Genomic DNA, 10,964 nt, shown 5'->3' with positions numbered 1-10,964 from the left:
AACTGGGAGTTTCGCAACTGCTTATCTGCACCTATCCGCACGCTGCGCTTGGCTTCGCGCGATTCTGCAAGACCGACTATTCAGGTCCGCTCCTTCGACACTTGAATGAACCGCATCGTGTTAATGACATCAATCACATTGACCCAATGTATTAGAACCGGAAGCTCACGCGTCTCGTCGAGATCGGTCTAACCAATCGGAAGAGCCTGGTTCCGGCCAGCTTCGGGCACTCGCACGCTGTCATGGACTGACGTTTGATCGGCCGTTCGCCTCTGGCTATCGGTCAACTACTGGGGCTGTTGCTGTGGTCGGGGCTCACCAGTAGTCGGTTTGGCGGTTTGCCACCTTTATCATTGGGACGACAATACGGAGCATGGGCCCGATTGACGCAAAGGTGTCAAGTCATGGAGAGCAGGTCGGCACCTCAGAGCTGGTGGCTTTAGTTAAGCCGATCCCGCATATTTAGAGGCGGGTTTCAAGTGGTCCTTGATTCTGGGGCATCCGAGACGTCAAAAAATTCGGTTGACATGCTTTCTTGACAAGAGTGTTATTTGCCGAACTAACCTGCTAGTGGTGACACGCGCGATATAGGTATTGTCGCGAGGAGCCTCGAATGACAACCGCATTTGTCAGCTATTGCTGGGATCCCGAACCGCATCGAACCTGGGTCCGCGAACTGTCGACCAGGATGCGAGCGGACGGAGTCACGACCATCCTCGACCAGTGGCACGCGGTTGCTGGCGACAACCTTCCTCAGTTCATGGAGAGCGCGATACGGGAGAACGACCATGTCATCGTAGTGTGTACTCCATCTTACAAGCGCAAAACAGACGATCGACTCGGAGGCGTAGGTTATGAGGGAGATATCATGACCGGTGAGGCCTTTGTACTGAAAAATCGTCGAAAGTTTATTCCCGTGCTTCGAGATGGAGAGTGGAAGCAGTCTGCCCCCTCTTGGCTACTGGGAACTTATTACATCGACTTACGAGGCGCCGACTGGGGCAGCAACTATGGGCTGCTCAGAGACACGATTTACCGCCGGCTACCTGAACCCCCTCCAGTGCACGCGCAGGGATTCAAATTCCTCCGCGACAAGTCGGTACTCGACACCACGACCGGCTTGGTCTGGGGAAACTGCCGTTCTCCAGACCGCGTCGTCCTTGAAGATGTGAGGCCAAAGCTCGAGACCTACGCGCAGGCCACAAGCTGGATCTGGCGGCTTCCAACCCAGAGCGAGATTGAAAAGGTCAAGAACGCGGAGGTGTACTACCCCCGTCCACCAATCATGGTCAACCTGAAGTGGCATCATCCGTTCTTTGGTGACTGTGAAAAGGAGCCGTGGACTAGTGAGCGGATGGCAAACGTCCGACACGGCGATCGTGGAAATTCAGGCGGTGCCTTTTATGCCAACGGTTTTGTCGGGGGGTGGTCTGGTTTTGCGGACGCACTCAAAGTCGAAGCGGCGCACGTTGCTGTGGAAGCGGAATCGCTACGTAGGGTATTTCTTCTTCGCATGGTTCGAGAAGCCACACCTGAGGACCAAGCTTCTGTGCTGGCCGCAGATGACAGCGAATAGGTCTTCAAACGTCAACGTTGGTCGAAGTCTGACCGGAGGTGTCGCGATAGAGAACCGAGAACGGCCGTTGACCCTTGGAAGCCGTCGTCAAGATGACGTTGGGTCGACTGACCGCTACGGGTCCGGCGACGGTCCTTCACACCGCGGGTGTGACGGGAACTCCGGCTGCGACGAGCATCGGACGGTGATCGACCACGTCCGGTCATTCGCCCATACATTCGGGCCGATACTTGAAAGCGCGCTCTACACGGGTACCGGACGCTCGCTGCGGCTATGACAGTGTTGCCGGCGGGACCCGATCAAACGATTATCCTCGCCTCCCGATACCCACGGACTGGAGCTTCTCAATACCGCCACGTCGCGGACAAGCCGAGTTGCCACCAGTTCGCGCGCGTTTGCGGCGGGACAGACTCGCCCTGCGTCCCGATGACGCCCGGTACGCCGACGGACGCATCGAGCGTGATCGCGGGCGGCAAATTATTCTCCGGAAATGCATAGCCGGCGCGCACTCCGGCCAGCGCGAAAGGCGCGCCTTCGTGCCGCTCCGTAGCGTCCCCACCCGACGTCAGTCCAAATCTGCCGTAGCCGATCTCGGCAAAGCCGCCGAGGATCGGACCGCCGGTCGACGGGGTGAAGCGCCTCTCGAGGCCGAATCGCAAGCCGAGCAAGTAGGCCGTGCGCGACTCGTCGTTGCCGGTTGTAAGGAGCATGTGCGCGTGGGGCCCGACCGAAAATGCCCACTCGCGCAGACGGTCCAGAGGAACGCCGACTCTGAAGCCGAGGTCGTAGGCAAGGCCTTGGCTTTTGCCCATGAAGCCCGCGCCCATCGACAGCGTGACGTCGATATCGAGCGGACCCGGTCCGCGCAGTGGAATCATCTCGATCCCGCAGCCAGGGTACTCGTGCTGAAACCACGTGACGATGTGGGAGAAATGCCGTGGCTGAAGCAGCGAGCGGCGCGTCCAGCGTTTCTGATTCGCCATCAGCGACCAGTCGCGCTCCTCGACGTTCTCGCCTTCGCGGCAGGCTTCGCCGCTTTCCTCGTATTCGTCCGCGGCGCCGAGGGCGACGTGCCCTGCCTCGTGCCTCAAGGTCCAGTCGGGCGTTCCGGCGTGCACCTCGCCCGCATTCTCGCGCTCGTTGCCCGACGACAGAACGATCCGCTTTCCGCCCTTGCCGCGGTTCATGTGCACATGGATCGGCATCTGCACGTTCTGGCAGGGTGCACCGCAATGGTCGCCGCCCGTGATGCGCAGCGCGTACCAGCCTTCGAAATAACTGTTCGCGAGACCCATGTAGCGGCCGGCGAGCGTTTCGAAATCGGCGTTCGACAACCTCCGTGCAGCAACCGGCGACGGCACGAACTCCACGTCGGCGCCTGTATCGATGCGGCAGGCGCCTTTGTCCGGGTCGAACCGCAACTGGACGTCCTCTGTCCAGCCGCAGCGGCTCGAGCGCTGGATCGTCACGTCGATGCTCTTCGACTGCGAATGCGTCACCCGGCTCGTCTCGGTGCCCAATTGCCCCGGTGCGGGTTTGAACGGCGGCACCGGCTCGGGCAGCGCCGGCCGGCCGGGCGCGCGGCGCACGGCGTCGTTCCCGCGGGCGCGGGCGACATCACCGGGTGCGTTTGAAGTCGACTGCTGCACATGGGCGAGCTCGTGCGCGAGCAGATGCCGGCCGGCGCTCGTACCGGGCGCCCAGTGGCCCGCGCCGAATCCGATGTGCGAACCGACCGTGAAAGCCCTGGCCGAGATTGCACGCGCGGCGTCCTGCGCGGGCTCGTCGCGATGGACGCGCACATCGCCGAGATCGCGAGCGAGCCGCGGCTCGAAGAAGTCACGCTCGGCTGCGGGCAACGGCTCTCCGCCGGTCGTGAGTCGCGTCAACGCGCGCCCGCATTCGGGAGAGAGCGCCCCGGCGCCGCGTTCGTGCGCGCTCGCCGACCGCTGCACGACGGGCGGTCGATCGCAGGCGCCGCCGGTCGCGCAGCCGCTGCAGCACGCGGTATCGGGTGCGCGCACGACGCGCTCGGCGAGTGCGTCGGCCTGTTGTTCCTCGGGCGCGTCGGCCGCTCCCAACTCGAGCTTCGCACGCAGGCTGCCGCGTCGATACATAGCCTGCACGGCCTGGTTGTCCAGGCTCTGGCGCGCGTCGCGTCCGGGCAGCGGCGCGATTGCGTTGCTGGCAGAACGCGCGAGGCGCGCAGCGTGCGCGGGGAGAGCCTCGCTGTGACCGCCAAGGGAATCGTCGCCGCGATGACGACGCGAATGCGCGCGGTTCATGCGTTTCCTTTCAGCAGCGTCGGCGTGGCCCCGCCGCGAAGCCGAGCTCGTGCGGGACGATCGCCGGCGAGCGCAGCAAGAACGGAACAGGCAGCGGGCTAGGCATTGCGCAGCACCGGGAAGAACTGTCCCTGGCAGGACGGACACGTATCGGCGATGGCGTGTTCCGGCACATCGGCGAAATGCGTGAGGAAATACAGCGCATCCAGAAAATATACGTCGATTACCGGCATACGCGCGATTTTTTCCGGCGTCGGCCGTCCACCCGGGTCGAGCCGTTCGATACCCACCGACAGCGCAAGCGCTGCTCGAAAACAGGCGTTGTCCCTGGTCCACCAGACGCGGTCGTCGCGCCAGTTCGACTGGTCGGTTGCCCAGCGCTGCCACGCAGCCGCCTCGCGCTTCGGATCGATCGTGCCGAGCTGGCCCGCGGCGGGCAGCGCAACCCGGCCCATGCCAATCGCCGCCGAAGGCAATTCGAAGCGGATCTTCGCAGCCGTGGCCGCAGCGGCCGGAAGGCGGCCGGGAGCGTGGTCGAGCGATAAAGAGGGCGGCAAAAGAAATGCCGGATCGGCGGCCACCGGCTCAGGCGGGAGCGCGCCGATGCGCGTCGCATACCCGATCAATCCCAGCCTGACTTCGGCCGCCTTGCAATGCGGGCAGGTCGCCCACGCCACGCCTGCCGCGCGCCCGCGCTCGACGAGCGCGTTGCGCTTCACGAGGATTGCCGCGTGAGCCTGGGGATCGGCCGTGATCCGGTCCGCTGTGTCGAGCCGCATGTCCTTCCCGTCGAAACTCGCGATCTCGTACGCGAGCGCGAGCCGGGCGGTGGTGTCGCGCGCGGCTTGTCCGTACCCGAGCGGTTCCCGCGTGAACGGGGCGATGTCGGCGAAGGTCGCGAGCCGAAGGATCACGGTCACGACGCGCCCTTCGAAAGGAACCGCGGTCTCGAACCAATCGTCGATCTCCATCATGGTTTTGCCTTCTTCAATTCCGCGAGTGTCACCGGCAACAGTCCCCATTCGTCCTCGGAGTGCGGGCCGCGGTCGCCGTAGTACGCGATCGCGGCGGCGTTCAGCGGGATCACGTCGACATGCTCCGATTCGCCGCCCTCGCCCGCGCCGTCGTACTCACGAGCGTACGCGTCGTCCACCTGCACCGCGACGATCACGCTGGGCGCCGCCTGCAGGCGGTAGACGCGCTCGATCGGTTCGTCGTCGGCCTCGGGCAGGGTCAGCGCGAGTTCCGCCACGCGGTCGCGCAGGCTCGACAGCCTGAGCTCGGACAACTCCTTCGACTTCAGCGCAAGGCGTGATTCATCGGTCAACTGCGTCGCGTCTTGCGCTTCGCCGAGTGCGGCGGCGAGCGCAATGGTCTTTTTGCCGACGATGCGCGCCTTGAGCGGCGCGACTTCTTCGGGCAGCAGATACCCGTATTCGACGAGCCGGTCTTCCTCGGCGCGCTTCCAATCGGCGTCGATCTTCGTCAGGCGCTCGCGTTGCACATCGGTCAGCGTCATTGCATCGAGCAGGCGGTGAGTGCGGTCGATGCCGGCAATGGTCGCGAGGCGGGAGCCGCGCAGCGCGAAGATGCGCGCGTTGTAGTCGCCGTCGTTCGTGATGGCCTTGTCGTAGGTCGAGAGGCTCGCTTCGTTCGCGTAGATTTCCGCGACGTGGAGCCCCTCCGGCAACTCGCCCATTTCGAGGATTTCGTTCAAGTAATAGAGCACCAGATTTTCGGCCCGCGCGAGCCGGGTTTCGACGTCGGCGTCGCCGCCCCATGTCGGCTCGTAGTAGACGGTCGTGTCCTCGATCATCCAGCCGTCCGTGTCATAGCGTGCCTTGCCCTTGATCTTGACGCCAGTGGGCGCGTGACTGTTCATTGCCACGTCGAGTTGACGGGCGCGCAGCGTGTGGAGCTTGTTTTCGCGCTCCGCGAACGCGGTTTCATAAGCCTGTCGCGCGGGCGTGCCGGGCGAGAACATCGCCGTCAGCCGGTTGCGGCCTTGCTGGCCGGGGTCGAGCCGGTAACGCGCGTTCGACACCATCAGGTCGAGGTTATGCTGGCATTCCGAGACTTTCATCCAGTCGATGTCCTCGTAATCCGTGTGATAAAGCTCTTCGACCAACGATCCGATCTCCACGTCCATGCGCTGCCATTGCTCCATTCTCGGGACTTCATCGGCCGGGATCGTGTCGGGCATGAGGGAGCCTTCCACGTTGCGGAAGGTGTCGCCAAGTTCCGAACGCTTGACCGCGCCCATTGGGCCGACATCGCCGTAGTCTGGCACGAACTCGTATTCCGGCGGCTGGTCGACCGCGGAGTCGCCCGCGTGTACGCGGTTGTACAGCGAAATGAACTTGAAGCGCAGGTCGTCGAGTTCCCGAAAGCCGGCGTAGCCCTGCTTTGCGCGTGCGTAGGCCTGGGTGAATTCGTCGAGGATCTCGCGCTCGGCGTAGGTCACCTCCTGACGGCGCGTCGCCACCGCCCTGGCGGTGGCGACGCGCAGCGCAGCCGGGTCGTCCGCTCCGAGTTCCTTCAGTGACTCGTCCTTGAGCGCGGCCAGTTCGATTGCGCCGACGATCACGTTGTACTTTCCGATCAGCTTGTCGAGATCGGTCTGCACTTCGATCACCTCGTCCGGCATGAACGCGAACTTTTTCGCGAGCCAGTCGTGCACGCCGAGCCATTCGAGCACGGAATCGCCGAGCAGCATCACCGCGAGCCCGCCGATGATCCCGACCGGATTGGCTGTTTCGATCAACGCCATCCCGACCGCGGCAAGGGCCAGATTCACGCCGTTACGCACGATCGCGTAGGCGACCTCGGTGTTGAACTCCTCGGTGCTGCGGTAGTTGGACAAGGCCGTCTGCGCGACGTCGAGCACGGAGAGAATCACGAATTCGCCGCCGGCGACATGCGTGCCGCGCAACATCCGATAACCCAGCGACACGCCGAGCGCGCTTTTGCTCACGCCGACCGCTGTCTCGGTCGCGTTCGCCTCGTCCTGGCCGTAGCGCTTGAGCAGGGTCGCCGTGCCCGAGACGGTCTGCAGCACCATCACTCCGCCCATCCCGCGGCCGAAGAGCGCGGCGCCTTTCTGGACCACTCCCGGCCGCGCGGGCGCGACGTCCTTAGGCGCGGCGGCGGGGTCGGCCGGCTGCGCCTGAGCGCCGGGCGCAGCGGTGTCCTGCGCCTTGGGCGCAGCGGCGGTCTCGGGCTTGCCCTCGCCCGCTTGCGCCTCCTCGGCGGTGGTCGCGGCGGACACCGACGTTTCGACTCGCATCCCGGTCGCCGGATCGCGTGCAACGGACTTCTCGCCCTGCGCGGCGAGCTTACGCACGACTATGTCGCTCGCCTCGATCTGCTTGTCGATGAGGTCGATTTCGTCCGTAACGGCTTGCTGCCCTTCGATGTCCTTGCGCGCCGCGATGAGCTTCTTCAGTTCGACCAGTTTGCCGATCAGCTCGGCGTGCGCCTGCAACGGCAACTGGCCCGTGCTGATGCCCGCGCGCAGCGCTTCTGCCTGGTTCCAGGTGTCGAACAACTGCCTGGTTTCGGGGGAGCTCGCGACGTTCTTGCCGAGCACGATCAGCGATGTTTCCGTCAGCCGCGGCACTTTGCCGGACTGAATCGCGTCGTGATACGCGGGATCGACGGAATCGGTCAGCGCGTTTTGCTGGTCCGCGAAGGGCGGCGGCTTGTCGGCGGGAATATCGAGCACCTCCCGCTCCTGCGCGCCGGTGCCGACCTTTTTCTTCGGCGTCGCGCCGACCTTGTGAATGAACGCGGTCTTGGCTGCCTCGATCGTCGCGATCCGCTCCTTGAGTTGCGTGACCTCGGCCGCGAGCGGGCCGACGCGCTCGCGAATGTCGGTCACCTCCTGATCGAGCGCGGCGAGTTCCGCGCGCTTCTCGTCGAGCTGTTTCTGCACCTCGTCGAGCCGGGCCTGCCGATCCTCTACCGGCGTCTTGACTGTCCTCACTCCCGGCTCGTTGACGTTCTTCAACGCGGTCCGCCGCTGCGCGCCGAGCTTTTTGATATCGTCCTGCAAGGTGCTGCGCCGGTCTGCGAGTTCCGTCTTGCGCGTTTCGGCGTCGCGTTTCTGATCCTCCTTTTCGATCGCGACGCCCGCGTTCGCATCGGCGAGCCTGCGGCGCAAATCCTGAATCGCGATATCGGCGCGTCGCAGCAGCGGGTCGACGCGCAGGTCGCCGTATTCCTGGCCCTTGCTGATGCCGCTCGTTTCGCGGTTCGCCGCCGTGATCGCGGTCGTCAGTTGCACCTCCTGCTCGCCATGCACGAGGAGTGGCTTGAGTCCGGATGATTCGAGTATGTACATGAGCGCCGGATCGACCTTCGCCGGGTCCACCGATACGATCAGCGCATCGCCTGCAACGCCAGGCGTCGCCGGCTTCGAGCCGGTCAACTGCGTGAGCAGTTCGGTCATCGATGCCAGATGAGAGGCGCGCAGCACGCCTTCGGCATGCACCTTGCCCGGGCCCACCGTGCCGGCCTTCTCGCCGACCGATACCCAGCCCGACTGGGCATGATGCCCCGCGTCCCAGACGCTGAACTGCACCTTGACGCCGAGCTTGCCCATTTCGCCGACGAGCGTCGTACCCAGGCGCATGATGTCCGCCGTGCGGATGTCGGACAGCACCAGTAACTGGTTGCCGTTCGGCAGCGTCATCACATAGGACGACGACATCGCATCCATCGCGGTGAAGCGGGCGTTCGGGTCGGTCGCGAGCTTGCGCTGGAACTCGTCGTAGTGGGTCTTGAACTCCGGATCGAGCAGCAGGGTGCGCAGGGGGTCGTTCGCCACGTAGCCTTCTTTGGGGGCGCCCGGGCTGACGGCCTGCGGGCTGATCTCAATGCCGCCGATCTTCACGTCGCCGACATTGAGCGTGCTGCCCTCGGGCAGCGCGACGTGCACCTCCACCGGTTTCGCCTTCGCCAGTTCCAGCGCGACCTGCTCGCCGACCCACTTGGTGAACGCGGCGTCGCGCGCCGCTTCTTGCGGGTAGGTCGATGCGGTATCGACGCCTTCCTTGCCCGCGAGCCAGCTTTCGCGTTTTGCCTCGAAGTCCTTGGTGAGCTGCTTCCGGATGACTTCGCGCTGCGTGTCGGCGATGTTCTGTGCCTGCTTGGCGAACCGGGGATCGAGCAACTGGATCGCGTTGATCGTGATGCGCTCGATCCTGAAGCGTCTCGAAATCCGGTCGAGCAGCGCGATGTGGTCGAGGTGCGCGTGCGTGATCATGATTTCGCGAATCGGCTCGTTGCCGATCAGTTCGGCGAGGCGGTCCATCGCGCGGTCGGCCATTTGGGCGTCCACGTCGGCGCCCACATGGTGCACGCCGGCATCGATCAGCTTGATGCCCTGGCGCGTCTTCACGACGCCGCATGACGCCGCGCCCACGGAGAGCTTGGTGTACTCGCTCGTGATGCCCCACTGCGCGCTGCGCTCGATGATGCCGAGCCGATGGCCGTCGATGTCGTAGGCCGCGAGGACATCCGCGTGCGGCGACGGACCGGCGTCGGCCACGACGCCCGATGTCGGTTCCGCCGATGCGGTCGCGACGCCTTCGGCTACGGGCGGCGCAGCGCTCGGGTGCGCGCCCGCGGGCGGTGCGCTCGGCGCAGGCGCGGCGACGGTGTTGCCGGTACTGCCCGCGACCGGCCTGACGGGCTGGAGTTTCGTATCGGCCGACGCCGCGAGCGAGAGCGCGTGCCGTTCCTTCTGCGGCTTGCCGCGCGCGGCAGCCGCGTCCTCCTGGCTGGCGTACAGCTCGGACAAGGGCACGGCGTAGACGGTGACCATCGTGGCGCCCGTCACGGGCTCGTCGAGCACGAAGGTCTGGCGCGAGCGCGCCGTGGCCCCGAAGCCCGGAATCTCCATCACGATCGTCGTGCCTGAGGCAGCCGGCACCGCGCTCGACCGGTCCTGCGCGATGCGCGCGGCGAACGGCGATCCCGCAGTACCTCCCGCATCGCCCGATCCGCCGGCCGGGCTGCGCTGCACGCGGGCGCGTGCGTCCCCCGCGCCACGAGGCGCCAGCGCGCTGAGCCGCGGTGCGGCGGCGCCGCTCAACGCCGCTTCGGCGGCGCGGTCTGCCTCGTGTTCGTGACGCCGATCGGCGGCACCGTCGTCGACCTGGGCGCTGCTCAATTGCGGCGTCGCCTCGTCCGGGGTGTCGGCGGGCGGGCGCGAATCCGGCGTCGCCGATCCCGATGACGCAGACTGCTGGACGACATGCGCCAACTCGTGTCCGAGCAGCAGAAGCCCCGCGCGCGTGTCCGGCCGATACTCGCCGGGCGCAAACGCGATGTCGCGCCCGCTCGCCAGCGCGCGCGCGTTTCGCCGCAACGCGGCGGGCGCATCGGGGTGAACGCGTACATCGGAGAACGTCTGGCCGAGTGCGCGACCGAAGTGATCGGCCAGCGCGACCGGCAGCGCAAGCCCGGGGCCCAGTTCGTCGTGCAACGTAGCGGGCGGCGCGCTGTCGCCCGTGAGACGCGGCTGCAACTGCACAGGCGGCGGCAGGCGGCGCGCGTGCTGGGTCGACTGATTGTCGCCGCGACCCGGCGGCGGGGGCGAGGACGAGGACGCATAGAGCCGCCCCGTCGTCAGATTGTCGAGCGTGGCGTTCAGAGGCGCAGCCGCCGCGGGCTTCGATTCGGCTCCTTGAGGCCATTGCGGGCCCGGGCCTTCGTTGGTCGGCCGGGCCCTGTCCACGCTGCGGCTTGCTTCGCTCATTTCGGTCCTTCGCGGTACGGCTTGCCGCTCCCGCCTTCGACAGCCGCGCTCGATCGTTCGCCCGGCGCCGCGTTCTCAGGCGTCGAACCCGGACGCCTGAGATTGATTCATCGACGCCCGGTGCGCCTCGAACCGCGCGAGTCCGCCCGGATTGCCCTGCTTGGTCTGGCGGCGTGCCATCGCATGCATCAGGTGCGGCATGCTGACCGGTTCGTCCCGCGCCGCCGCGAGGAACGCGGCGTCGAGCGCGATCGCCTGGATTTCGCCGCCGGTCGTCTCGAACTTTTCGGCGAGAAAGCGCCAGTCGATGTCGTCGGCGAGCGGCACGGCGGGGCCGAAC

Annotated in this window: 5 protein-coding genes; 1 reads left to right on the top strand and 4 read right to left on the bottom strand. The window is 65.7% G+C overall.

Going from position 1 to position 10,964, the window contains the following annotated elements:
- Positions 1 to 613: 613 nt before the first annotated feature.
- The gene (locus tag AWB81_RS37305) at positions 614 to 1,576 is read left to right on the top strand and encodes a toll/interleukin-1 receptor domain-containing protein (protein ID WP_062642978.1); all 963 of its coding nucleotides are present in this window, start codon (positions 614 to 616) and stop codon (positions 1,574 to 1,576) included.
- Between the two features lie 344 nt (positions 1,577 to 1,920).
- Here the strand turns inward: AWB81_RS37305 and AWB81_RS37300 are convergent, their stop codons facing one another.
- The 4 genes from AWB81_RS37300 to AWB81_RS46065 form a co-directional block, all read right to left on the bottom strand.
- A complete protein-coding gene (locus tag AWB81_RS37300; RefSeq protein WP_062642976.1) occupies positions 1,921 to 3,861 on the bottom strand; it encodes an eCIS core domain-containing protein in 1,941 nt (646 codons plus the stop codon).
- A 98-nt stretch (positions 3,862 to 3,959) separates the two neighbouring features.
- A complete protein-coding gene (locus AWB81_RS37295) occupies positions 3,960 to 4,835 on the bottom strand; it encodes a hypothetical protein (RefSeq protein WP_143753531.1) in 876 nt (291 codons plus the stop codon).
- Positions 4,832 to 10,624: an eCIS core domain-containing protein gene (locus AWB81_RS37290; RefSeq protein ID WP_062642971.1), complete on the bottom strand. Its 5,793-nt coding sequence runs from the start codon at positions 10,622 to 10,624 to the stop codon at positions 4,832 to 4,834. Before AWB81_RS37290 ends, AWB81_RS37295 begins: the two co-directional genes overlap by 4 nt.
- 75 nt (positions 10,625 to 10,699) lie before the next feature.
- Positions 10,700 to 10,964 (bottom strand): hypothetical protein (locus tag AWB81_RS46065; protein ID WP_159938999.1); only part of this gene is annotated, 265 nt, incomplete at its 5' end.

This window comes from Caballeronia arationis (assembly GCF_001544975.2).
GTDB classification, from domain to species: Bacteria; Pseudomonadota; Gammaproteobacteria; order Burkholderiales; family Burkholderiaceae; genus Caballeronia; species Caballeronia arationis.
Note: the sequence above shows the minus strand (reverse complement) of the source record. Positions and strands in the feature narration are given on the sequence as shown.